Source organism: Stenotrophomonas sp. HMSC10F07 (assembly GCF_001807895.1).
GTDB lineage: Bacteria > Pseudomonadota > Gammaproteobacteria > Xanthomonadales > Xanthomonadaceae > Stenotrophomonas > Stenotrophomonas sepilia.
Window position 1 is genome coordinate 1 of the sequence record NZ_KV791448.1, and the last position, 22,972, is coordinate 22,972.

The 22,972-nt window shown below is 63.9% G+C and carries 20 protein-coding genes, 1 tRNA gene and 3 pseudogenes; 16 read left to right on the forward strand and 8 right to left on the reverse strand.

The window, feature by feature from the left end; translation table 11 throughout:
- Positions 1-99: 99 nt before the first annotated feature.
- From HMPREF3114_RS18700 to thiS, 4 genes are all read right to left on the reverse strand, one after another.
- Complete coding sequence (locus HMPREF3114_RS18700; RefSeq protein WP_005418803.1) at positions 100-1,947, reverse strand: SLC13 family permease; 1,848 nt, start codon at positions 1,945-1,947, stop codon at positions 100-102.
- Between the two features lie 27 nt (positions 1,948-1,974).
- Positions 1,975-2,709, reverse strand: a complete 735-nt coding sequence (trmB, locus tag HMPREF3114_RS18705; protein ID WP_053501092.1) for a tRNA (guanosine(46)-N7)-methyltransferase TrmB — start codon at positions 2,707-2,709, stop codon at positions 1,975-1,977.
- A complete protein-coding gene (locus HMPREF3114_RS18710; protein ID WP_005418798.1) occupies positions 2,709-3,503 on the reverse strand; it encodes a thiazole synthase in 795 nt (264 codons plus the stop codon). Before HMPREF3114_RS18710 ends, trmB begins: the two co-directional genes overlap by 1 nt.
- Before the next feature lie 117 nt (positions 3,504-3,620).
- Positions 3,621-3,821, reverse strand: a complete 201-nt coding sequence (thiS, locus tag HMPREF3114_RS18715; protein WP_005418796.1) for a sulfur carrier protein ThiS — start codon at positions 3,819-3,821, stop codon at positions 3,621-3,623.
- Positions 3,822-4,028: 207 nt separating this feature from the next.
- Between thiS and HMPREF3114_RS18720 the strand changes: the two genes are divergently transcribed.
- The 6 genes and pseudogenes from HMPREF3114_RS18720 to HMPREF3114_RS21605 form a co-directional block, all read left to right on the forward strand.
- On the forward strand, positions 4,029-5,882 hold the full coding sequence (locus HMPREF3114_RS18720) for an autotransporter domain-containing esterase (RefSeq protein WP_053501089.1): 1,854 nt from the start codon (positions 4,029-4,031) through the stop codon (positions 5,880-5,882).
- Between the two features lie 160 nt (positions 5,883-6,042).
- Positions 6,043-6,116 (forward strand) — tRNA-Gly (locus HMPREF3114_RS18725).
- Positions 6,117-6,183: 67 nt separating this feature from the next.
- Positions 6,184-6,498, forward strand: a pseudogene (locus HMPREF3114_RS18730) (DUF6538 domain-containing protein); the annotation flags it as partial.
- Positions 6,499-6,566: 68 nt separating this feature from the next.
- Positions 6,567-7,665: pseudogene (locus tag HMPREF3114_RS18740) on the forward strand (transposase); the annotation flags it as partial.
- A 276-nt stretch (positions 7,666-7,941) separates the two neighbouring features.
- The gene (locus HMPREF3114_RS18745) at positions 7,942-8,547 is read left to right on the forward strand and encodes a hypothetical protein (RefSeq protein WP_070490385.1); all 606 of its coding nucleotides are present in this window, start codon (positions 7,942-7,944) and stop codon (positions 8,545-8,547) included.
- A gap of 988 nt (positions 8,548-9,535) precedes the next feature.
- Positions 9,536-9,952, forward strand: a pseudogene (locus tag HMPREF3114_RS21605) (XVIPCD domain-containing protein); the annotation flags it as partial.
- 505 nt (positions 9,953-10,457) lie between these two features.
- On the opposite strand, the gene HMPREF3114_RS18755 reads toward HMPREF3114_RS21605, so the two are convergent.
- Complete coding sequence (locus tag HMPREF3114_RS18755; RefSeq protein WP_141750853.1) at positions 10,458-10,961, reverse strand: hypothetical protein; 504 nt, start codon at positions 10,959-10,961, stop codon at positions 10,458-10,460.
- A 146-nt stretch (positions 10,962-11,107) separates the two neighbouring features.
- Between HMPREF3114_RS18755 and HMPREF3114_RS18760 the strand changes: the two genes are divergently transcribed.
- From HMPREF3114_RS18760 to HMPREF3114_RS18795, 8 genes are all read left to right on the forward strand, one after another.
- The gene (locus HMPREF3114_RS18760; RefSeq protein WP_053499212.1) at positions 11,108-11,350 is read left to right on the forward strand and encodes a hypothetical protein; all 243 of its coding nucleotides are present in this window, start codon (positions 11,108-11,110) and stop codon (positions 11,348-11,350) included.
- 97 nt (positions 11,351-11,447) lie between these two features.
- Positions 11,448-12,326, forward strand: a complete 879-nt coding sequence (gene rimK, locus HMPREF3114_RS18765) for a 30S ribosomal protein S6--L-glutamate ligase (RefSeq protein WP_005418651.1) — start codon at positions 11,448-11,450, stop codon at positions 12,324-12,326.
- A 258-nt stretch (positions 12,327-12,584) separates the two neighbouring features.
- A complete protein-coding gene (locus HMPREF3114_RS18770; RefSeq protein ID WP_053499210.1) occupies positions 12,585-13,064 on the forward strand; it encodes a hypothetical protein in 480 nt (159 codons plus the stop codon).
- A gap of 94 nt (positions 13,065-13,158) precedes the next feature.
- Positions 13,159-13,629, forward strand: coding sequence for a hypothetical protein (locus HMPREF3114_RS18775; RefSeq protein WP_005418647.1), 471 nt, complete (start codon positions 13,159-13,161; stop codon positions 13,627-13,629).
- A 115-nt stretch (positions 13,630-13,744) separates the two neighbouring features.
- Positions 13,745-14,206: a hypothetical protein gene (locus HMPREF3114_RS18780; RefSeq protein WP_053499209.1), complete on the forward strand. Its 462-nt coding sequence runs from the start codon at positions 13,745-13,747 to the stop codon at positions 14,204-14,206.
- Positions 14,207-14,368: 162 nt separating this feature from the next.
- Positions 14,369-15,046 carry a response regulator transcription factor gene (locus HMPREF3114_RS18785; protein ID WP_005410804.1) on the forward strand — a complete coding sequence of 226 codons (678 nt, stop codon included), beginning with the start codon at positions 14,369-14,371 and terminating at the stop codon, positions 15,044-15,046.
- Positions 15,009-16,379 (forward strand): sensor histidine kinase, encoded by a 1,371-nt coding sequence (locus HMPREF3114_RS18790; protein ID WP_053499207.1) that lies wholly within the window; start codon positions 15,009-15,011, stop codon positions 16,377-16,379. Before HMPREF3114_RS18785 ends, HMPREF3114_RS18790 begins: the two co-directional genes overlap by 38 nt.
- Positions 16,380-16,913: 534 nt before the next feature.
- Positions 16,914-17,300, forward strand: coding sequence for a hypothetical protein (locus HMPREF3114_RS18795; RefSeq protein WP_053499205.1), 387 nt, complete (start codon positions 16,914-16,916; stop codon positions 17,298-17,300).
- 125 nt (positions 17,301-17,425) lie between these two features.
- Here HMPREF3114_RS18795 and coaE read toward each other — a convergent pair whose 3' ends face one another.
- Genes coaE through HMPREF3114_RS18810 form a run of 3 tightly spaced genes read right to left on the reverse strand, consistent with a single transcriptional unit; the run spans position 17,426 to position 20,176 of the window.
- Positions 17,426-18,037, reverse strand: a complete 612-nt coding sequence (gene coaE / locus HMPREF3114_RS18800) for a dephospho-CoA kinase (protein WP_053499203.1) — start codon at positions 18,035-18,037, stop codon at positions 17,426-17,428.
- Between the two features lie 11 nt (positions 18,038-18,048).
- Positions 18,049-18,912: a prepilin peptidase gene (locus tag HMPREF3114_RS18805; RefSeq protein ID WP_065185263.1), complete on the reverse strand. Its 864-nt coding sequence runs from the start codon at positions 18,910-18,912 to the stop codon at positions 18,049-18,051.
- A 7-nt stretch (positions 18,913-18,919) separates the two neighbouring features.
- Positions 18,920-20,176 (reverse strand): type II secretion system F family protein, encoded by a 1,257-nt coding sequence (locus HMPREF3114_RS18810; RefSeq protein ID WP_070490390.1) that lies wholly within the window; start codon positions 20,174-20,176, stop codon positions 18,920-18,922.
- Between the two features lie 355 nt (positions 20,177-20,531).
- Between HMPREF3114_RS18810 and HMPREF3114_RS18815 the strand changes: the two genes are divergently transcribed.
- Together HMPREF3114_RS18815 and HMPREF3114_RS18820 are read left to right on the forward strand one after the other, a co-directional pair.
- Entirely contained in the window at positions 20,532-20,966 is a 435-nt protein-coding gene (locus tag HMPREF3114_RS18815) for a pilin (RefSeq protein WP_070490391.1), read from the forward strand.
- A gap of 115 nt (positions 20,967-21,081) precedes the next feature.
- Entirely contained in the window at positions 21,082-22,971 is a 1,890-nt protein-coding gene (locus HMPREF3114_RS18820; protein ID WP_070490393.1) for a hypothetical protein, read from the forward strand.
- Position 22,972 lies beyond the last annotated feature (1 nt).

Here is a 22,972-nt window from a genome sequence, read left to right on the forward strand (position 1 = left end):
GCCATCCCACGGAATGCACGCTGTTGCTGTTGCTATTGCTGTTGCTGTTGCTTCGGCTTCTGCGGGTGCAGGGCGCAGCCCTGCAAACAGCCCCCAACCTCAGAACATCAGGTTGATCATCAGCACCACCACGCAGGTATAGATCAGCGACAGCGGGCCGCCGACCCGCCACATCTCGCGCGGGGTGTAGTTGGCCGGGCCAGTGATCATCGAGATCACCGGGTTGGAGGCCGTCATCAGGTTGTTGGACGCCGACAGCGCCACGATCAGCGCGAACGCGGTCGGGTTGCCCCCCGCCGCCAGTGCCAGGTTCACCGCGATCGGCACCATCACGATGGTCGCACCCACATGGCTGATCACCAGCGAGAACGCCGTGGTCAGCAGCGCCAGCGCCACCTCCAGCACCCACACCGGAATGCCGGTCGGCAGCTTGTCGATGGTATGGCCGGCCACCCACGCGGCCGCACCGCTGGAGTCCATCGCCCAGCCGAGCGGAATCAGCCCGGCCATCATGAACACCGTCTTCCAGTTGATCGAGGCATACGCCTCGTCCATGCGCAGCACGCCGGTCAGCAGCATGCCGGCCACGCCGGTCATCAGCGTCAGCGCCACCGGCAGCTTGCTGGTCAGCGCGATCAGGATGGTCAGCGCGAAGATCGCCATCGCAATCTTGAACTTGTGCGGGCGCTGCTCGCCGGTCGGATAGTCGGTCACCACCACGAAGTCGCGGCTGCGCGCGGCCTGCGCCAGGTCGGTCCAGATGCTGTGGAACACCAGCATGTCGCCGGCGCGCAGCTGCACGTCGCGCACGTCCTCGCGGATCACCTGCTTGTCGCGGTTGATCGCCAGCAGGCTGATGCCGCGCTCCTTGCGAAGTCGCAGATCGGCCGCACTCTTGCCGATCACGTTCGAGGTCGGTGGCACCACTGCCTCGGAAATGCCGGCGCGGCTGGGGTTGAACAGGTCACCCAGGTGCTTCAGGCGCGAGGACATGCGCAGGAACTGGTTCTGCGCGAAGTCGCTGATCTGCTGGCGCGGTCCCATCGCACCGAGCACGCTGCCGACCCAGATGCGCATCTCCGCCGGCGGTGCCAGGCGGGTGTCGTTGCCGGTCTTCAGGGCCAGCAGCAGCGGCGCATCGTGCAGGGTCTCGGCCTCGCCCAGGGTCATGCCCACCAGCGGGCTCTCGGCGGTCACCACCAGCTCGAACACATCGCCTTCGATGCCATAGGTCTTGGCGAAGTAGCTCTCGGTGCGCGCCGGGGTGACCCCGTCATTGACCAGGCTTTCCTCTTCGATCAGCTTGCGGTCGCCGTAGTAGCGGAAGTACAGCAACGAAGCGATCAGCAACGCCACACCGATCGGCAGCGGCGCGAACATGCGCAGCGGCTCGATGGTGGCCAGGCCGGAGGGAAGGTTGTTGTTGGCCGAGGCCAGCAGATCGTTCAGCAGGATCAGCGGCGAATTGCCGACCATGGTCAGTGCACCGCCCATCACGATCGCCGCCGAGATCGGCAGCAGCAGGCGCTGCATCGTCAGCCCGGTGCGCGCTGCCAGTCGTGAGGCAACCGGCAGATACAACGCCATCACCGACGGGTTCTGCATGAAGGAGGAGTTCAGGCCGGCGATGGCGGTGGTCATCATCAGCAGCCGTTGCTCGACACCGTGGCCGCGCCGCAGCAGCCAGGCCGCCAGCCGGTTCAGCGCCCCGGTGCGGTCCAGGCCCGCACCGAGGATGGTGGTGGCGATGATGCTCATCACCGCGTTACCGGAGAAACCGCCGAAGATCTCCTCCGGCGCGATCAGCCCAGTGACACCAAGCACCACCAGCACCACCAGCGCGACCACGTCGGCGCGGATGCGCTCGAACAGGAACATCGCCATCGTGAAGCCGACCAGCCCGAGCACGAGCTTCATGTCGTTGGTCAGCGTCAGCGCGGTATCCATGTGGGGCGCGGCGTCCTCAGGCGATCGTCAGGTGCGGTCGTACAGCAGGTCCCAGACGCCGTGGCCCAGCTTCTGGCCGCGGGTCTCGAAGTGCGTCTGCGGGCGCCAGTCCGGGCGCGGCACGCTGCCCCGCGGGCCGGCGCGGTTGACCAGCCCGGCGGTTGCGTCGAGCACGTCCCACATCTGCTCGGCGTAGTCTTCCCAGTCGGTCGCGCAGTGCAGGCGGCCCCCCGGGCGCAGCTTGCGCACCAGCAGTTCGGCGAATGCCGGCTGCAGCAGGCGGCGCTTGTTGTGGCGCTTCTTGTGCCACGGGTCCGGGAAGTAGATGCGCACTTCATCGAGTGCGCCGTCGGCGATCTCGTTCTGCAGCACTTCCACCGCGTCGTGGTGGTACAGGCGCACGTGGTCGGCATTGTCCTCGGCCAGCGCGTTCAGCAGCCGGCCCACGCCCGGGGCGTGCACCTCGATGCCGATGTAGTCGCGCGATGGGTCGTGCTGGGCCGCGAAGCGCAGCGCGGCACCGTTGCCGAAGCCGATCTCCAGCACCTTGTGTGCCGGGCGGCCGAAGGTGGCGTCCAGGTCGCGCGGCTGGCCGTTGTAATCGATGCCGAAGCGCGGCCAGCGTTCGTCGAACGCGCGCTGCTGGGCGGGAGTGAAACGGCCTTGGCGCAATACGAAGCTGCGCACCTCGCGTCGGCCCTCGCTCACGGTGAAGGGCTTGGGCGGGGCCTTGGAACCGGCGCTGTCAAAAGGATTGGTCATCAGCCGATCAGCCCGTCCACCGGCGAGGAGGCGCTGGCGTAGCGCTTGCGCGGGATGCGCCCGGCCAGGAAGGCCTCGCGGCCGGCCTCGACCGCCTTGCGCATCGCGCTGGCCATCAGCACCGGGCTGCGCGCACCGGCAATGGCGGTGTTCATCAGCACGCCGTCGCAGCCCAGCTCCATCGCGATCGCCGCGTCCGACGCGGTACCCACGCCGGCATCAACGATGATCGGCACCTTGGCGTCTTCGATGATCTGCAGCAGGTTGTACTTGTTCTGGATGCCCAGGCCCGAACCGATCGGCGCGGCCAGCGGCATCACCGCAGCGCAGCCGATCTCTTCCAGGCGCTTGGCCAGGATCGGGTCGTCGGAGGTATAGACCATCACCTCGAAACCGTCCTTGACCAGCTGCTCGGCGGCCTTCAGGGTCTGCATCACGTCCGGGTACAGGGTCTTCTGGTCGCCGAGCACTTCCAGCTTCGTCAGGTTGTGGCCGTCCAGCAGTTCACGGGCCAGGCGGCACGTACGCACCGCGTCCTCGGCGGTGTAGCAGCCGGCGGTGTTGGGCAGGATGGTGAAGCGCTCCGGCGGCAGCACGTCCAGCAGGTTCGGCTCGCCCGGGTTCTGCCCGATGTTGGTGCGGCGGATGGCCACGGTGACGATCTGGGCACCAGCGGCCTCGGTCGCCAGGCGGGTTTCTTCCAGGTCCTTGAACTTGCCGGTGCCGGTCAGCAGCCGCGAGCCATAGGTCTTGCCGGCGATCACCAGCGAATCGGGGGAGACATGAACGTTCATGGCGCGATTATCGCTTATCCGCCTGAAGATGGGGTCACGTAGAGGGCGGGGTCGAGCGTGGGGTCAGATCCCTTTGCCACCGGCAAAGGGATCTGACCCCTGAACACCCGCGCAGCCTCAGCCCCCACCCAGCGCGTGCACGATCTCCACCACGTCGCCCTCGGCCAGGACGTGCTCGCCATGGCGGCTGCGGCTGACGATTTCGCCGTTGACCTCGACCGCGACCCGGCGTTGCAGCAACTGCTCGGCCTGCAGCAGATCGTGGAGGGTCGCCGAGGCGGGCAGGGTACGGGGTTCGCCGTTGAGCTGGATGTTCATCGCCGCATTGTCGCCTACGGCCTGCGCGGATCGGAACCCTTGCAAATTGCCTCGGCCGCCAGCCCCGGCACAGCGTTGTCCGACGCTGCCGGGCGACAATCCATGCGGCGGCGCAGCGTGAGCAAAACGCGGCGCAGTGAAACCATTCACCGTGCGCCGGCGTACGTCCGCCGGGTCCTCAACGATATCCCCACAGGAGTTTCTTACATGCTGCTCAGCAAACGCCCGATCCGCTCCCTGATGGCGGCCGCGATCGCGCTGGCCGCGGTTCCGGCCATGGCAGGCGAATCCCCGTATTCCAAGGCCGTGTTCTTCGGCGACAGCCTGACCGATGCCGGCTATTTCCGCCCGCTGCTGCCGGCCGATGTGCGTCCGGTGACCGGCCAGTTCACCACCAACCCGGGTTGGGTGTGGTCGCAGCAGGTCGCCAACTACTATGGCCTCAATGGCGCCGCCAACGGCAACGGCCAGAGCGGTGACAACTATGCAGTCGGCGGTGCCCGCGTGTCGGTGGACGAGGCCGGTGGCCTGGGCGTGATTCCGTCGCTGAAGTCGCAAGCAACCCGCTACCTTGCCGCGAACGGTGGCAAGGCTGACGGCAACGCCCTGTACACCGTATGGGGAGGCGCCAATGATCTGTTCGCGGCCACCCGCGCGGCGGCAGGTGGCGCGTCGCAGGCCCAGGTGCAGGGCATCATCGGCGCAGCGGTCACCGACCAGATCGCGCTGGTGGGTGCGCTGAAGCAGGCCGGCGCCCAGTACGTGCTGGTACCGAACCTGCCGGATGTGGGCATCACCCCACAGTTCCGCGGCCCCAATGCCGCCGCCGCCACCGCACTGTCGGCCGGCTACAACAAGGCCCTGTACGGTGGCCTGAAGCAGGCGGGCATCGAGTTCATTCCGCTCGATACCTTCAGCATCCTGCGTGAAGTGACCGCCAACCCGGGCATGTACGGTTTCACCAACGTCACCAGCACCGCCTGCAAGATCGACCCGGCCAACTCGACGCAGAGCATCCTGACCTGCAACCCGACCAGCTACGTCAGCCCGGATGCAGCCAACACCTACCTGTTCGCCGATGGCGTGCACCCGACCACCGCCGGCCATCAGCTGCTGGGCCAGTACGCCGTGTCGGTGCTGGAAGCGCCGCGCCTGCAGCAGGTGCTGAGTCACTCGGCGCAGACCATCGGCCGCTCGCGCGCCGACCAGGTCAGCATGCACCTGGGCGGCCGTCCGGCTGACGGCCTGTCCTGGTGGGGGGGCGTGCGGGGTGACCTGCAGCGCTACGACCACGCCGACCTGTACGACGGGCTGGCCCCGGCCGGCCTGTTCGGTATCGACTGGGCACGCGACGGCATGGTGTTCGGCGGCTTCGCCGGTTTCGGTCGCCTCAACGCCGACTTCGGCAACAACCGCGGCGACTTCACCCAGAAGGACACCTCGGCCGGTCTGTTCGCTGGCTGGTACGGCGACCGCATCTGGGTGAACGGTCAGGTCAGCTACACCTGGCTGTCCTATGACGTGAACCGCAAGGTCCAGCTGGGCCCGGCCACCCGTGAGCATGGTGGTTCGCCGGACGGCAGCAACCTGACCGCCGCCCTGAACGCCGGTTACGAGTTCGGCACCGAAGGCGGCTTCCGTCACGGCCCGATCGCTTCGGTGATCTGGCAGAAGGTGAAGATCGACGGTTACACCGAAAGCGCCGCGGCCGGCACGCTGGCAACCGCACTGGGCTACGACCGCCAGAATGTCGATTCGACCGTCGGCCGCATCGGCTGGCAGGCCCGCTTCGATGGCGGCACCCTCAAGCCGTACGCGCAGGTGACCTACGACCACGAGTTCGAGGACACCAAGCAGGCCAGCGCCTGGCTGCAGACCCTGCCGGAACTGGGCAGCTACCGCGTGCCGGGCCTGAAGTTCGACAAGAACTACGCCACCGTCGTGCTGGGTGCCCGCACCGAACTGTTCGGGCTGCAGAGCAACTTCGGCCTGAGCGCGTCGACCGGCCAGAAGCGTGCGCAGGACGCCACCCTGTTCGCCAACTTCAGCGGCACGTTCTAAGCAGCAATCGCCGGGGTCGGAGCCCTTTCCGCAGGGAAAGGGCTCCGACCTGTTGTATCAGGGGGCGGATCCGTTTCTGCCAGGAAGCGGCTGTGACCCCATTGCGGCATGCTGCCATTGCGCAACACTGGCCCAACCGCATAGACTTTCACCGCGCACTGCGGGCGTAGCTCAATGGTAGAGCTGTAGCTTCCCAAGCTACTGACGTGGGTTCGATTCCCATCGCCCGCTCCAGAGCTTTCGTCAAGTCTCTAAGTGTCTGACTTGGTTGAATATTTTGGCCGATTGATGATTCCGAGCGATGCCCCTTGAGGTATCAATCGAGGTATCAATCTTGCCCAAGCCTCTGATGATGTCGCGCTCTGCTGGCTTGTATGCGCGCTTTTTTGTTCCCACCGATCTTCGAGCCCTGATTGGCTCGCGTTACCTTGTCCGATCGCTGGGAAACCGCCGTGGGGACCACGCCAGGCTGGCGGCGGCCACGATGGGGATGGCACTATCGATGGCATTCGATGCCATGCGGAAAGGGATGACCGTGGATCTGGACGAACTGCTGGAAAAGGTCCGCAGTGGGGACATCAAAGAGCTCACGCTGAAAGACGTGACGCTGCCGGACCGACGTCCCCCCCAGTTTGAGTAGCACCTTGGTTTGGAGTCCAATTCCCTACCCCGAGGAGATTGGACGTGAAGAAGCGTTTTTCTGAAGAACAGATCATCGGCTTCCTGCGCGAAGCCGAGGCCGGCATGGCAATCAAGGACCTGTGCCGACGGCATGGGTTCAGCGAGGCCTCCTACTACCTGTGGCGCAGCAAGTTCGGCGGCATGAGTGTGCCCGATGCCAAGCGGCTCAAGGATCTGGAGGCCGAGAACACGCGGCTGAAGAAGTTGCTGGCCGAGCAGGTGTTCCAGAACGACCTGATCAAGGATGCCTTGCGAAAAAAATAGTCAGCGCACCGGCGCGTCGTGCGCTGGTGCGCGAGTGGATCCAAGGCGGCGCCAGCGAACGTTGCGATCTGACAGCGATCGGCATGAGCGCCAGTGCACTGCGCTATTGTCCGCGTGAGGATCGCAATGACGAGCTGCGTGAGCGCATTGTTGCGTGGCGCATCGCCATCGCCGCTACGGCGTGGGGATGATCTATCTCAAGCTGCGACAGGAAGGACGCCTGGTGAACTACAAGCGCGTGGAGCGGTTGTACCGCGAGCAGCACCTGCAAGTGCGGCGCCGCAGGCGCAAGAAGGTCCCAGTAGGCGAACGTCAACCGCTGCTGCGGCCATCGCAGGCCAATCAGGTGTGGTCGATGGACTTCGTATTCGACCGCACCGCCGAAGGCCGGGCAATCAAGTGCCTGGTGATCGTGGATGATGCCACGCATGAAGCGATCGCCATCGACGTGGAGCGCGCGATCTCCGGCCACGGCGTTGTGCGCGTGCTGGATCGGCTGGCACACAGTCGCGGTTTGCCGAAGGTGATCCGTACCGACAATGGCAAGGAATTTTGCGGCAAAGCGATGGTCGCCTGGACGCATGACCGGGGTGTGCAGCTACGGCTGATCCAACCCGGCAAGCCAAACCAGAACGCCTACGTGGAATCGTTCAATGGCCGCTTACGCGACGAGTGCCTCAATGAACACTGGTTCCCAACGCTGCTGCATGCGCGCACCGAAATCGAACGGTGGCGACGCGAGTACAACGAAGATCGGCCCAAGAAAGCAATCGGCGGTATGACACCAGCCGCCTATGCACAACAACTTGCCAACAGCGATATCATCAACCCCGGACTATAAACCCGACTGCTACTCAGGACGGGGGGGACGTCGGTGAGTGACTTCGCTGTCGTAGACGGTGCTGATGGTGCCAGTGATCCGAGAGCGTGATTCCATTCTGGGACGCCCGCCGCACCTGACGGTTAGACTCTGGTGGCAACCAAGGGCATCGAGCACTCACGGAGGCTCAGCTTGCGCTTACTGATTCACAGCATTGTGGTGCTTACCCTTTCGTTAGGAACGCTGGCCTGTGCTCAAGGACCGGCGAGTGGTTACGCCTCTCAGGAGAAAACGATGGAAGGACATCCCCCCAGCGCCGCAGACGTGCGCTCCGAGCAAGACAAAGCCGCTGCTAGTGCGGACAGGGCCGCAGACGAGGCCAGCCGGCGAGCCGCTCCCAATGCTGTGGTGTCGGGCGATTACCCACCACTGCCGCAAGGCCCAGCACTAACGTCAGGTGCATTGGTCGAGGCCATCGTTCGCATGGCCAAATCTTTCGAAACCAGAGCAGACATGGCCCCGGTGCATGTTGCGCTCGTGTCAGGGCTTGAGGTGACACCAGACAGTCAAGGGCGGCGAACAGGGCTCCAGGGCACACTGGGTGTGGGGCACTACGAGTTCGCCGTGTGGAAGCCTTACGCGCGTCATCCTGGCCATACCATCGAGCTCACAGTGCGGCCGTCCGAAGCCTGCGACCTGTCGTTCAAATCGCTGCATGACCCATTGGTTGCCGCAGGGTTTGGTGTGACCAAGAGCGCGGTGGGCTTCAAGCCGACGGTCTACTTCGAGCGAGCACTCGCAGACGGGCTTGGATTGTATGTGGTCGTCAGCACGGACAAGCACGACGACCCACGCTGCGTTTCGCGGGTCAGGCTCGAAATGGAGCCGCGTGATGGCTGATCGGCGCGACATTGACCGGTTGCTCCAGAACCTGGAGCAACAGCCGGGCCTCCCCAAGGGCGCGGTGCGTGACCTCCGTGAAGCCATCGATACTTCGCCTTACCTTGCTTCGGTCATGACACAGGCCATCGACCTGGGAACCTTGCGCCGGCTGGAAGTGTCCAACCAGCCGAATGAGGGCGGGCACTACGATGACAGGACAGGCACCGTCAGCATCAACACCTCGATTTTCGCGCCGTCCATTCGGTCAGACCGCTTGGACATGTTGGCGGGAACGTTGGGGCACGAGACCGGGCACGCGCTGATGGCGCCGTCGGCGCAGGTTTCCTTGAACACCTTTGTGTTCAAGCTCGATGCCGCGCTCAAAGACGGTATCCAATACGGCGAGTCGGTCGTTGATGCCACGGCGCTGTCCAAGCAATACGTGGCGTCCGCTCGGCAGAACGAAGCCTTGGCCGAGTTGGTGAGCATGAACGCTGTGGCCAGCCGGGTGGAGACGACCACGGGCGAGTTCAACCAGGCCGAGTTTCTGCGTCGCGTCGAGCCGACAACCGCTTGCGTGAGAGGCGGAAAGCTTGAGCCGGGCATTCACTTGGACGAGCACGGACTTCAACGAACCGGAAACAGCATTTCCAGTCCCGCAGTGGAGGCGGTCGCCGTTTGTCACTTCGACCGAAGTGACAGCAGCATGGGAACCCAGGGCACGTCTAACTACGCCGGCTACTACGCGAGCTATGCCGTGAGTGCAGGGGCTGTGTTGCTGAAGGAGCGCGCAGGCTCCACGACGCAAGCCCTGCCGCGCCTGGGTTACAACCTCGCTGAGCTCGGCACCGATACGGCCAAGCTGGAGGGAGCCGGCCTGAACTTGGGCGGGCAGGGCAAGGCGTTCGGATTTGTCGATACCTCCCACGGTCAGCAGCGGGAGGTGGAGGTGCGCCAACTGGGCCCAGCGCAGCATCGCCCGGACATCGAGCCATCCTCGCTTCGGTCACCTTCACAGGTGCTGGCCGACAATCCCGTCCATCCGGACCACTCGACCTATCAGCAGATCCACTCCTGGGTGCGAGGCACCGGCAACTGGAACGACGAAGAGAGCCGGAACGTCACAGCGGCCCTCTACAAGCAGCAGACCGAGGACCCGTTGCTGAAGCGGGTGGATCAAGTCACGGGAGGGCTAGGCCGAGATGGGGCCCACAACGTCTTCGCGGTCTACGCGCCGCATGGGGTGGGAGTTGCGCCCATGTTTCATGCCCATGTCGATGGGCGCGAAGCCTCGCAGGAGCCGGCCCAGCAGAACCTCCAGCAGGCTGAGGTCATTAAGCAGGACCAGATGCGACAGCAGCAGATGGAGCAGACTCAACAGCAGACTCAACAACAAGAGTCGGGGCCGAGGATGACTATGTAGCCCTGCCTTGGGTTAAACTGTGCTTGCTCTGGCGATAGGCTTTCCGCCTGTCCCTCTATTCGTCACCAAGTGACTTACTCGACTCCGCATGTCTCTATTCGGTGGTCGCTGTTGGTTAAGTGTCCATGCGCACTGCGCTAGGCAAGCCGGAGCTAAGAATAGAGGAGTGATCTTATGAAGAAATTTATTCGTAAGACCCGCCTAGTTCATGCGTTGCTGTCGTTTGGGGGCGGATTTTTCCGTTTCCTGGCAGCGCTCATGAACATGGCATCTAACTACTCGTGGGCTTCGCGATGAAGAGATGGGAACACCGCTTTGAGGTAAAGCCAGGGCGATGGGTGTATGTCCCGACTCCCATTGGCAAAGCTGCGGGCGAAAAAATTCGTTCATCTGTGGCAAAGGTGTGGTCCCGCCCCAAGTTCTACTTTCACCTTCGCAAGGGCGGGCATGTGGCGGCTCTCCAAGACCGCGCCGCTTCCCGCCGCGCAGGTCCCTTCAGACCCCCTCAGTACGCCGCGAACACGCTGGCCAACACGTCGGCATCCAGCACGCGCCCCTGATCGCGATTATGCGTGTGCAGGTACCAGACTTCGCCCGGTTCCAATTGCCGTGTCAGGTGCCACTGGTTTTCCCGGGCCAGAATATCCACCCGGCCCTGGCAGCCGAGGCAGAAACGGGCCAGAGGCTTGATCGAGGCGGCCTTGCCGTTGACGCTCAGGGCCAGGACGGGGGCTTGGTAGGTTCTCACTTCCCCGGATGATGGGTGCTCGGTGATGGTGGCCGTTTCCCGGCGCAGCGTGGCCACCTCCGCCTGCACCAACGGTTGCAGCCATAGTTCGAGGGTGTCGAACAACACATGCAGCGATTGGATCCAGTCCTGATACTGCTTTTCGACGGCGGCGGCCCTGGCCTGCTCCGCGTGTGCGGACTGCTGCAGCTTCTGTGCAAGTTGCTCCATTTTCGACATCGGGATTTCCGCTTTGGGAGGCGCTTCCATGGTGATCGGCACGCTCGCCTGCTTCCAGCCGAAAGCGACATTTTCGTAGAACTCCTAGAGGCGCTGCGGAGGGGGCGCGTAACGCTTCAAACTTTTCCCATGGGCAGGCCGGCACCGACCAACTAGCGTGAGCGGATACTGACCAGGAGCTGCCTTCCATGAACTGCCGGAACGACGTCGTCGAGCGCATCCATCGAATCTTTCTTTCCGCCGGCGTCGGCTCGAACAAGCAGCTTGAGGCCGTGCGCGCGCTCGGGCGTGCCGGTGGTCCCAAGGCCGCGGAACTGCTCGAGCAGATCTACCAGCAGGCGTTCAGCAATTCTGCCCTGCAGATGGCCTGCGTGGCGGCGCTGGGCGAAGCGGCCCGTGGCTTCCAGGCCAGTGCTGAACGGGACAGCTGAAGCTTCATCCACAACGCTCGAGATCGTCGACGACGGGCATCATCCGCCCGCCACACGCCCGCGCTATGCTGCGCGCCTGCCGACCGATCCCGCCGCGATGAAGCTCGCCATCCTGTCCCGCAACAGCTCCCTGTATTCCACCCGTCGGCTGGTCGAGGCGGCGCGCGCGCGCGGCCACACCGTGCGCATCCTCGACCCGTTGCGCTGCTACATGCGCATCGCCGCCGATGGCTTTTCCATGCACTACAAGGGCCGGCCGATGACCGGCGTGGACATGGTCATTCCGCGCATCGGTGCCTCGATCACCCGCTACGGCACCGCCGTGCTGCGCCAGTTCGAACTGATGGGCGCACGCACGCCCAATCCGTCCGATGCCATCCTGCGTTCGCGCGACAAGCTGCGCGCGCACCAGCTGCTGGCGGCCAAGGGCATCGACATGCCGGTCACCGTGTTCGGCGACAACCCCGACGACACCGTCGATCTGCTGTCCATGCTCGGCCCGCCGCCGCATGTGGTGAAGCTCAATGAAGGTACCCAGGGGCGCGGCGTGATCCTGACCGAAAAGGCCAGTGCCTCGCGCGGCATCGTCGAAGCGCTGCGCGGCCTGTACGCCAACTTCCTGATGCAGGAATTCATCGGCGAGGCCAAGGGCGCCGACCTGCGCTGCTTCGTGGTGGGCGACCAGGTGGTGGCGTCGATGCAGCGGCAGGCACCGGAGGGTGACTTCCGCTCCAACCTGCACGCTGGCGGCACCGCCGTGGCGGCCAAGGCCAGTCGCGCCGAGCAGCAGGTGGCGGTGCGTTCGGCCAAGGCGCTGGGCCTGTCGGTGTGCGGCGTGGACCTGATCCGCTCCGCGCGCGGCCCGCTGGTGCTGGAGGTCAACTCCACGCCGGGGCTGGAGGGCATCGAAGCGGCCTGCGGTGTGGACGTGGCCACACGCATCATCGAACACGTAGAGAAGATCAAAAAGCCTTGATTATTCATAGGGTTGTGATTCTCATGGGTAAATGATCCGGGCCTTTAACGAGGCTTTAATCGGCCCCGGCGTAGGCTTCAGCGAACCGCAGCTCTGCCTCTCAGCAGGATCGGTATCGGGATACGACTTCAGGCCCAGGCGGGTGCACCGCCTGGGCCTTTTTTATGCCTGTCGGCTCTGTGCCCAAGGTCTCTTGTGGAGGCCGCGTGACGGTCGTAGAGTTGGCCCTTCGTTCCGGGATGGATCGGGAGGTTGGCGATGTACCGCATCATGACGATCGCGTTGCTGCTGGGCCTGTCTGGCGCTGTTGCCGCCAAGCCGGAGAAAGTCGCTGTACAGATGGACCGGCAGGGCTCGGTCGCCGAGCAGATGCGCCAGGTGGAAGCCGCGCTGGCCGCCCCCGACTATGCCGAACTGTCTGCCGAGGATCGCGGCCAGGTGCAGCAGGCGCTGTCGCGTATCCGCCAGCACATGGGCGAACGCCAGACCGTGCAGGAGCTGCCGCCGCAGTTGCAGGCCGAGGTCTTCAACGAGCAGGAACGCATCAACACCCTGATGGCGCGTGGCCATGACGACAGCCGGCAGATCTGCAGGTACGAACGCACCACCGGCAGCAACATGCCCAGGAGCCGCTGTCTGACCGTGGCCGAACGGCGCCGGATCGAAGAGAAAGGCAAGGCGCTGATCAACGACCAGCGCAGCTACAACACGCTCAGCCCACCGCCCGCCGGGCGTTGACCGCACCGCCTTTCGGTCCACCGGGGTGCCGTAACGGCGTGTCGATGGCACCGCAGGGTCGGTGTTCCACTCATGGAAGAACCTGGAGGTAACAATGCAGCGCATGACCCCCTTCGCCCTGATGCTGGGCCTGGCACTGGCCACCACCGCGCACGCCAAGCCCGAGAAAGGGCAGGTGAAGTTCGACGCCAACGCACCGGTGGCCGAACAGATCCGCAACGTTGAGACGGCGATCAACACCGAGGACTACAGCGAGATCGGGCTGGAAGACAAAAGCCGTGTGCAGCAGGCGCTGGGCCGTATCAAGATCAAGATGGGCGACCACGAACGGGTAGAGCAGTTGAGCCCGCAGGACCGCACCGAGATCTTCAACGACCAGGAAGTGATCAACACGATCATGACCCGCGCCCATGCCGACAGCCGCATGGTCTGCCGCCGCGAGCGCACCACCGGCAGCAACATGCCGCAGAGCGTCTGCCTGACCGTGGCCCAGCGCCGCAAGGCGCAGGAAGACAGCCGCAAGGCCCTCAACGACAACCAGCGTTTCAACAACTACAAGCCGTAACCGTGGTTGGACCGGTCGCAGGCCGCCATCGGTCACCCTGCCGTGCGTCCCTTGTGGACGCATCGGCGGAACCGTAAAGTCGAGACCCTATTCATGGACGAACATGGAGCTCGTCATGTACCGCACCACTACGCTCGCCCTGATGCTGTCGCTCGGCCTGGTGGCCACCGTGCAGGCCAAGGCGCAGAAGGACACCGTGCAGATGGATTCCTTCACCCCGGTATCCGAGCAGATCCGCCGCGTTGAAACGGCCATGGGCAGCGAGGACTACAGCGAGATCGGGCTGGAGGACAAGAGCCGCGTGCAGCAGGCGCTGAACCGGATACGGATCAAGATGAATGGCCGCGAGAAGGTGGATGAGCTGGCCCCGCAGGAGCGCAACGACCTGTTCAACGAGCAGGAGATCGTCAACACCATCATGACCCGCGCCCAGGCCGACAGCCGCATGATCTGCCGCCGCGAGCGCCTGACCGGCAGCAACATGCCGACCAGCGTCTGCCTGACCGTGGCCCAGCGTCGCAAAGCCCAGGAAGAGAGCCGCCGGGCGCTGACCGACCAGCAGCGCATCAGCCGCTGAGCGCTCGCCCCGGGGGCGTTTGCCGGTGTCCTCCCTCCGGTACGAAATGTTAAGAATGGAACCTGTATCGTTCAGCAGGTAGACGTCGCGTCCACCCGCACAGGGGCATCCTGAGCAGGTGGGCCTGGCCCCCCGACGACCCTTCAAGAACCAGAGGTCCCAGTGCGCATTCTCGTAATCGAAGACAACAGCGACATCGCCGCCAACCTTGGCGACTACCTTGAGGATCGTGGCCACACCGTGGACTTCGCCGCCGACGGCGTGACCGGCCTGCACCTGGCGGTGGTCCACGAGTTCGACGCCATCGTGTTGGACCTGAACCTGCCGGGCATGGACGGCATCGAAGTGTGCCGCAAGCTGCGCAACGAAGCGCGCAAGCAGACCCCGGTGCTGATGCTGACCGCCCGCGACTCGCTGGACAACAAGCTGGCCGGTTTCGATTCCGGCGCCGATGACTACCTGATCAAGCCGTTCGCGCTGCAGGAAGTGGAAGTGCGCTTGAACGCTTTGTCGCGCCGCGGCAAGGGCGTGCAGACCCGCGTGCTGGAAACCGGCGATCTGGAATACAACCTGGACACGCTGGAAGTGCGTCGCCAGGGCAAGCTGCTGCAGCTCAACCCGACCGCGCTGAAGATTCTGCAGGCCCTGATGGAGGCCGCGCCGGCCGTGGTTACCCGCCAGGAACTGGAGACCCGCGTCTGGGGCGAAGAGCTGCCCGATTCGGATTCGCTGCGTGTCCACATCCACGGCCTGCGTGCGGTGGTCGACAAGCCGTTTGAAGTGCCGCTGATCCAGACCCGCCATGGCATCGGATACCGCATCGCTACCCCGGAAGCCTGATTCCGTGGCAACCAAGGGGGAGCGCCGGCGTTCGCCGTATCGGCGGCGCCTGCGCAGCCGCATCATCGTCTCGTTCGTGTTGTTGGGCTTCTGCCTGACGACACTGTTCGCGTTCGCCACCAACTGGGCCCGCATGCGCGTGGAAAACCAGCTGGTGGAAGACGTGATGAACCGCAACATCAACGAGTACGTGCGGCGGTTCTACGAGAGCCCGGATCGCAACCCCGACCTGCCCGTGCAGCAGATGCGTGCGCGCCTGATCAAGCCTGACAAGTTCGAGGCGCTGCGCGAGGAAGAGCCAGACTGGTACGAGTTCAAGGATGGCCTGTACAACATGGGCGGCGTGGATGAGCGCGGCCAGCGCTATTCGTACAAGCTGGCCGTGCGCAAGACGCCCGACGCCTGGGCATTCCTGGCCTACGACATGACCGACAGCGTGCGCGGCGGGCAGCAGCTCAACCGCGCGCTGGTGCTGTCGGTGCTGGTCTTCAGCCTGTTGTCGCTGGTGCTGGGCTGGTGGTCGGCGTCGAAGGTGATGAAGCCGGTCTCGGACCTGGCCGCGCGGCTGCGTGCCTATCGCGGCGGCACGAGCGAGCCCGAGCCGCTGGCGCCACGTTTCCCCGATGACGAAGTGGGGCAACTGGCGCAGGCGCTGGATGATTATTCGTCGCGGCTGACCGAAGTGGTGCAGCGCGACCGTGAGTTCAATGCCGACGTCAGCCACGAGCTGCGCACGCCGCTGGCGGTGATCCGTGGCGCCACCGAACTGCTGCTGACCCGGCCCGGCCTGGATGAGAAGGTGCTGCAGCGTCTGCAGCGCATCCAGCGCGCCGAACAACAGTGCAGCGACCTGATCGGCGCACTGCTGCTGCTGTCGCGCAATGAACGCGGGCAGGGCACCAGCAACGTCGCCCGCGTGGCCGAACAGCTGCTGGACGCCCACCGTGCACAGCTGGGCGGCAAGCCATTGGAACTGGCACTGGAAGGCGAGCGCAACCTGGTGATCGATGCGCCGGAAGCCGCGTTGTCGGTGGCGCTGGGCAACCTGATCGGCAACGCGGTGAAGTACTCGCAGGATGGCGAAGTGCGCGTCTTTGTCGGCAGCAATTCGGTGTCGGTGACCGACAGCGGACCGGGGCTGAGCGAAGAGGATGCCGCCAAACTGTTCCAGCGGGGCTATCGCGGCACGCATGCCGGCCATTCGCAGGGCGGCGGCATCGGCCTGTCGATCGTCAGCCGCCTGTGCGATCTGTATGGCTGGCAGGTGAGCGTGCGCCCCGGTGGCGAGCGCGGCGTGATCGCCACCCTGACGTTCTCGCCGAAGCCGTTGTAAGGGGCTTTACTTTGGTGGGTGCTCCACGTTTGTAGAGCCGAGCCCGCGCTCGGCTGCGGTGGCTTCCCGGAGCCGAGCATTGGCTCGGCTCTACACCGGGTTCGTGTTGCGCCCTGTGTCGCTTGTGCCATCAAATTAACTTTGCAGTCGTGATGGGCCAGAAGCCCAACACGACATCACCGTGATCGCCGCCACGCCGCGTGCGTGTCCGCATGCACGCATTCGTACCCTCAACTGCGGCTTGAGAATTTCCTTACAGATCACAGCGCTACGTGATGGCCAGATGGGGCGGCCGGGGCAGGTGCCCTGGCCGGGATTGGCGTCCTGAAAAAAATCCAACATTCAGCAATCTTCGACGGCCCCTCGGTCAGTCGTCGAAAATGCACCGCGTGCCTTGCTTCGGCGGGCGGTGCGTGGGGATTCATCAGAATCCGCTGGAGTCTTTTTGCTGAATGTCGGACCTCCGGTACGCCAACCCGCACCGTCCGCCACCTCGCATCCGCAGGTGGCTCGTCGTCTGCGAGGAGATTCATCATGTCCGCACGCCCCTTGTTCCCCCAACTGCACGCCCTGATCGGCGAAGCCGCTGACCTGCTGCCCGCCGACGTCGCCGAGCGCATCGAAACCCTGCTCGATGATCCCAGGGATCTGCTGCCCGCGCTGCTGGCCCGCATGGACGGGCGCGATGCAGCCGACGGCCGACGGCTGGAAGCGGAGGGACTGAGCCCGGCACAGGCGGCCACCATGGCCGGCCTCAGTCGCACCCTGGCCGGCTTGAATGCACTCATGCAGGTGCTGCACGCCGCCGAGGCGGCCCGCGAACAGGGCGGTGCCCACCAGCAGCTCAGCCCGGATGTCGTAGATGGATTGCTGCTTGGCGCACGAGAACTGGCCCGCTATGCCCGCCTGCAGCTGGAGTAGGTCCACGCAATGCGTGGATTCGCTTCGGTAGTGCCGGCCGCTGGCCGGCAACCAAACCGTCCAGTAGATCCACGCCATGCGTGGATTTGCTTTGGTAGTGCCGGCCGCTGGCCGGCAACCAGGCCTCAACCTCCAGCCAACCCCAGATACCGCGCATGCAGCGCTTCTACCTGCGCCTGCAGGTCCTCCGGGTGGCCATCGTTGACCACCACATCATCGGCCAGTGCCAACCGCTGCGTGCGGCTGGCCTGGGCGGCGATCATCTTGTCGGCCAGTGCGGCGTCGATGCCGTCGCGCTGCATCAGCCGGGCGTGCTGCACGGCTTCGGGCGCATCCACCAGCAGCACCCGGTCCAGCCACGGGTAGGCGGTCCGCCCGCCGACCTCGGTCAGCAGCGGAATGGCGGCAATCGCATAGGGGCTGGTGGCCTGCTCGCACTGCTGTTGCATCAGAAGGCGGATGGCCGGATGGGTGATCGCTTCCAGTGCGGCCCGTTCGGCCGGATCGGCGAACACGTGGGCCCGCAGGCGTGCCCGATCCAGGCCGCCGTCTGCCTGCAGCATGTCGGCGCCGAAGCGCTCGGCGATGCGGCCCAGGGCAGGGCTGCCGGCAGCAACCACCGCGCGGGCGGCCAGATCGGCGTCGGCCACCACGATGCCCAGCGCCTCGAAGCGCCGGGTCACCTCGCTCTTGCCGGCGGCAATGCCGCCGGTCAGGCCCACCACATACCGGCTCATGGGGATTCCCCTCAGCGCAGTCCGCTCAGCACCAGGTACTGCTCGACCACGGGCGCGCCCCACATGAAGTACAGCCAGCCCGCGATGGCCAGGTAGGGGCCGAACGGAATCGGCGTGGCGCGGTCACGGCCGCGGGTGTACAGCCAGATCGAGCCGATGATGGCGCCCAGCACCGACGACAGCAGGATGATCGGCAGGATGCCCTTCAGCCCGCACCAGGCGCCGAGGGCGGCCAGCAGCTTGAAATCGCCGTGGCCCATGCCTTCCTTGCCGGTCAGCTGCTTGAACAGCCACCAGACCATCCACAGCGACAGATAGCCCACCGCCGCGCCGACCAATGCAGGCTTGGCCGGCATGTACAGGTTGTCGATGTTGCCTATCAGGCCCAGCCACATCAGGGGTAGGGTCAACTGGTCGGGCAGCAGCTGGGTGCGCAGGTCGATGCCGGACAAAGCGATCAGGAAGCAGGTCAGCACGATGGCGCCAAAGCCCTGCCAGCCGAAGCCGAACTGCCAGACGCAGGCCAGCACCAGCACCGAGGTCAGGGCCTCGACCAGCGGATACTGCAGCGAGATCGGCGCCTTGCAGTGGCGGCACTTGCCGCCCTGGATGAGCCAGCTGAACAGCGGGATGTTCTCGTACCAGCTCAGCTTGTGCTTGCAGTGCGGGCAGTGCGAGGGCTCGACCACGATCCCCGGTGGTGGGGGCTCGTAGAAGTCCGGTTCTTCCAGGACCTCGCGCGCATCGCGCTTCCACTGCCACTCCAGCCGCTTGGGCAGGCGCAGGATGACGACGTTGAGGAAACTGCCCAGCAGCAGCCCCAGGGCGGCCGCGGCGGGGTAGCCGAGGCCGGGATGCTGGTCGAGAAATGCCATGTATGTGTCAGACCACCGATGCCAATTTGAAGATGGGTAGGTACATGCCAATGACCAGGCCACCGACGATGATACCAATGAACACCATGATCATCGGCTCGAGCAGGCTGCTCAGGGCGTCAACGGCATTGTTGACCTCCAGCTCATAGTACTCGGCCACCTTGAACAGCATGGCGTCCAGGGCGCCGGCCTCTTCGCCGATGCCGGTCATCTGGATGACCATGTGCGGGAACAGGGCGGTCTGCTTCATGGCCATGTTGACCGGATAACCGACCGAGACGTCATCGCGCATGCGCAATACGGCATGCTCGTAAACCGTATTGCCGGTAGCGCCTGCAACAATGCCCAAAGCCTCTACCAGCGGCACGCCGGCCTTGAAAGTCACAGCGGTCGTGCGGGCAAAGCGGGCGATCGAGCTGTTATGCATGATCTGGCCAATGACTGGCACCTTCAGGATCAAGCGATCCATCCCGTGTTGCATCTTTGGCGAGCGCTTATAGGCCATGGTGAAGCCGACGATGCTGCCGATGACGACGATCGCGATCAGCCACCACCAAGAGACCATGAACCGGGATGCGGCTACGATCATCTGAGTAAAGGCAGGCAGATCGGCACCAAATCCCCTGAAAACGTCTTCAAACTGTGGAACCACCCAGATCAGCAGGATCGAGCTGACCAAGAGCGCCACCGCAATGACCATTGCAGGGTAAAACAGAGCCTTTTTGATCTTGCCCTTCAGGGCTTCGATGTTCTCTTTGTAGTTGGCCACGGTATCAAGCACCGTCTCCAATACACCGGCGCCTTCACCCGCACGCACCAGGTTGCGATAGAGCTCGTCGAACTGCACCGGATACTTGCTGATCGCCTCATGAAGGGACGATCCGCCTTCGATATCGGTGCGGATGCCGTCCACCATCTTCTTCATGCGTGGGTTCTTGTGCCCGCTGGCGATGATGTCCAGCGCTGAGACGATCGGCACACCGGACTTCATCATCGTCGCCATCTGACGGCTGAAGAAAGCAATGTCCTTCGGCGAAACCTTGCTGCCGGCTGCTCCGAACAGTGGCTTGGGCTTTGGCTTAACCATGCCCGGGGTGATGCCTTGGCGGCGCAGCTCGGCCCGCAGCAGGTTCGCGTTTTTCGCGGCCTGCTCCCCTTTCATCTTTACACCCCGCTTGTCGGTCCCCACCCAGACAAACGGCTGCAGGTCCGTGGTGCTGCGCGCCACGGGCTCCTTCTTGATCGCACTGCGACTGACAGACATATCGGCTCCCCAAGACCCGCCATCCCCAGGCGGGCGTCTAGTCGTCGATGGTAGCGGGTTCATGCCCGTATGGGCAGTTGCCAAGGGGCTCATGATGCGAATTCGTGCCGGGTGCCGACCAAAGGTGACGTACTGCGTCACATTGCCGCGTCCATCGCAGATTCGCACCCGGGGGGTTCCCATCCGTGAAATAGCTGCCATCATGGGTGCGGGGAAATCCAGGGGGAGGCGTGCCGGGGTTGGCACGCAACCTGCGTTGATCCACCCGCAGGGGGCAGGACCCGCTCAGCTGGCCACTGGTCAGACCGATCCTGACTTCTGAAATCAACCACCACTTATCTTGGGGATGTACCAAATGAAGAACCAGAAGGGCTTCACCCTTATCGAACTGATGATCGTTGTTGCGATCATCGCCATCCTGGCTGCCATTGCGCTGCCGGCTTACCAGGACTATGTGGCACGCTCGCAGGTTTCCGAAGCGATGACCCTGAGCTCGGGCGCCAAGACCGCTGTTACCGAGTACTACGCCGACAAGGGCGCCTTCCCGACCACCAATGCCTTGGCTGGCCTGGCTGGCGCCTCGTCGATCAGCGGCAAGTACGTGACCAGCGTGACTGTTGGCACCGGTGGTGCAATTACCGCAATGATGAAGGGCTCGGGTTCGGTTAGCTCCAAGGTTGCAGGCAAGACCTTCGTGCTGACTCCGGCTGATGCGGGCGGCTCGATCACCTGGGATTGCAAGAGCTCCGGTACCATCGACGCCAAGTACCGTCCGTCGTCCTGCCGCTAATCGCGCAGACGGCATAGCGGTATCGGGAAAGGGCCGCTCTGCGGCCCTTTCTTTTTTGGGGCAAGGGGAGTTCTATTCGATGCGAAGTGTGCCTGCTCAGCGACTGCTGCCTCTGGTGGGTCTCGTCCTGCTGGCGCTGCTGGGTGTGGGCGTCTATTGGAATGGCTTGAATGGGGGGTTCATCTTTGATGACTTTCCCAATCTGGTGGACGATCCGGATTGGCGCTTGACCTCGATGGACTTTACTTCCATCGCGCAGGTCATGGGTAACGGGGTCACGGGCGACGTGGGCCGCCCATTGGCGCTGCTCAGTTTCGGCCTCAACTACTACTTTACCGGCTTGGCGCCTTGGCCGATGAAGGTGACGGGCTTGGCTCTGCACCTCCTGAATTCAGTGCTGGTATTTGCTCTGGCGTCCGGGCTGATCGGGCGAGTGCTCAGCATGTCGTCGTCACAGGTGCGCTTGACGGCCTTCATGGTCGCCACCGCATGGATGGTTCATCCATTGCAGGTGTCTACCGTTCTTTACGTTGTGCAACGCATGGAGATGGGAGGAGCGACGGGTGCCCTGATCGCACTTCTCTGTTATCTCAAGGCGCGCAGCAGCGTTCCGTGTTCCCGGGCAGCGTTGTTCTGGTGGTGCGGTGCTGTAGTCGGAGCCGGGATTGGCCTTGCCTTCAAAGAGACCGCGATACTGATCCCGGTTTACACACTGCTGATTGAGGTGTTTCTCCTCAAATTCCGGAATCCGGATGGAACGCGCGCCCGTGCACTGTCCGTTCTGTATGCTTTTGGGGCCACAGGGGCGGCGCTGTTGTACTTTGCAGTGATTCTGCCTGGCGCCCTGGTGCCGGAGCGCTACTCCGCACGTGATTTCAGCTTGGCAGGCCGGTTGTATTCGCAGCCGGCGATTTTGTTGAACTACCTTCAGCAGATCATGCTTCCCTGGCCTGAGTCGTTGAAGTTCTATTACGACAATGCGCAGGTCCCGCCATCCTGGCGTTCAACTACTTTCATAGTCCCGATGCTGGCGCTGGTCGCGGTGACGACCGCGGCCTGGGGGCTGCGCAAGCGCTGGCCCCTTACGGCACTTGGCATCGGATGGTTCTTTGCCAGCCATTTGTTGACCAGTAATGTTGTGCCGCTGGAGTTGGCTTTCGAACATCGGAATTACCTAGCAATCGCGGGTGTCGCTCTTGCTCTGGTGCAACCACTGGGGGCGCTGATGCAAAGGTGGACCGTTGAGGCACGCCGTACGGTAGGGGGAGTCCTGCTACTTTTTGTTGCGGCCATGGGGTGGATCCAGGTGCAGACGTGGGCAGATCCGATGCGCCTTGCTCTCACGTTGTCCAACCGTAATCCTGATTCTTCGCGGGCCGGTTATGAACTTGGACGAGCACTGCTGGCATCGGCCCCTGCCGATCCTGCTTCCCCGGCCTGGGCCCTGGCTGAGAAGGAGTTCACACATGCGGCCTCATTGCCCGGCAGTTCGCCACTTCCCGAGCAGGCACTGATCATTCTCAAGTCGAATCAAGGGCGGGCGCAGCTCCCGGAGGTATGGGCGGCACTTGAGCGGAAGATATCCAGGCGGTCATTGGGACCACAGGAAGTCGGGGCGCTTGAAGCGATCGTTGCATGCCGGGTTGAGGGGGGGTGCAGGCCAGCTGAAGAGCAGGTGCTGTTTGCTCTGTTGTCGACCGCAACTGCAGAGAATCCCCGCTCGTCGAGGGTCCGGGTGGTGTTCTCGAACTACGCCTTCAACGTAATGAGGGACCCGGATCTAGCGATGAGGCTCATTCGTGAGGCCGTGCAAATCTCACCGAAAGACCTGGGATGTCGGCTGTGGCTGTTGAGGATGGGGTTGGCATCGAACTTGCTTCAGGTCAGTGAGGCTAGGCAAGGATTGGGGATCCTGCGAGCCGTCAATCATCGCCATGCATATGACCGGGACATTGAGGGCCTGGAGCATTGGCTGGTGGCGAGCCAACAAACAACAGGGGAGTAGT

Excerpts from the sequence above, each read along its gene's own strand:
- HMPREF3114_RS18760 (WP_053499212.1), top strand. The coding sequence starts at position 11,108 with ATGAACTGCCGGAACGACGTCGTCGAGCGCATCCATCGAATCTTTCTT.
- trmB (WP_053501092.1), bottom strand. The coding sequence starts at position 2,709 with ATGACCAATCCTTTTGACAGCGCCGGTTCCAAGGCCCCGCCCAAGCCC.
- coaE (WP_053499203.1), bottom strand. The coding sequence starts at position 18,037 with ATGAGCCGGTATGTGGTGGGCCTGACCGGCGGCATTGCCGCCGGCAAG.
- HMPREF3114_RS18790 (WP_053499207.1), top strand. The coding sequence starts at position 15,009 with ATGGCATCGGATACCGCATCGCTACCCCGGAAGCCTGATTCCGTGGCA.
- rimK (WP_005418651.1), top strand. The coding sequence starts at position 11,448 with ATGAAGCTCGCCATCCTGTCCCGCAACAGCTCCCTGTATTCCACCCGT.
- HMPREF3114_RS18720 (WP_053501089.1), top strand. The coding sequence starts at position 4,029 with ATGCTGCTCAGCAAACGCCCGATCCGCTCCCTGATGGCGGCCGCGATC.
- HMPREF3114_RS18815 (WP_070490391.1), top strand. The coding sequence starts at position 20,532 with ATGAAGAACCAGAAGGGCTTCACCCTTATCGAACTGATGATCGTTGTT.
- HMPREF3114_RS18710 (WP_005418798.1), bottom strand. The coding sequence starts at position 3,503 with ATGAACGTTCATGTCTCCCCCGATTCGCTGGTGATCGCCGGCAAGACC.
- HMPREF3114_RS18780 (WP_053499209.1), top strand. The coding sequence starts at position 13,745 with ATGTACCGCACCACTACGCTCGCCCTGATGCTGTCGCTCGGCCTGGTG.
- thiS (WP_005418796.1), bottom strand. The coding sequence starts at position 3,821 with ATGAACATCCAGCTCAACGGCGAACCCCGTACCCTGCCCGCCTCGGCG.
- HMPREF3114_RS18775 (WP_005418647.1), top strand. The coding sequence starts at position 13,159 with ATGCAGCGCATGACCCCCTTCGCCCTGATGCTGGGCCTGGCACTGGCC.
- HMPREF3114_RS18805 (WP_065185263.1), bottom strand. The coding sequence starts at position 18,912 with ATGGCATTTCTCGACCAGCATCCCGGCCTCGGCTACCCCGCCGCGGCC.
- HMPREF3114_RS18700 (WP_005418803.1), bottom strand. The coding sequence starts at position 1,947 with ATGGATACCGCGCTGACGCTGACCAACGACATGAAGCTCGTGCTCGGG.
- HMPREF3114_RS18770 (WP_053499210.1), top strand. The coding sequence starts at position 12,585 with ATGTACCGCATCATGACGATCGCGTTGCTGCTGGGCCTGTCTGGCGCT.
- HMPREF3114_RS18745 (WP_070490385.1), top strand. The coding sequence starts at position 7,942 with ATGGAAGGACATCCCCCCAGCGCCGCAGACGTGCGCTCCGAGCAAGAC.
- HMPREF3114_RS18810 (WP_070490390.1), bottom strand. The coding sequence starts at position 20,176 with ATGTCTGTCAGTCGCAGTGCGATCAAGAAGGAGCCCGTGGCGCGCAGC.
- HMPREF3114_RS18795 (WP_053499205.1), top strand. The coding sequence starts at position 16,914 with ATGTCCGCACGCCCCTTGTTCCCCCAACTGCACGCCCTGATCGGCGAA.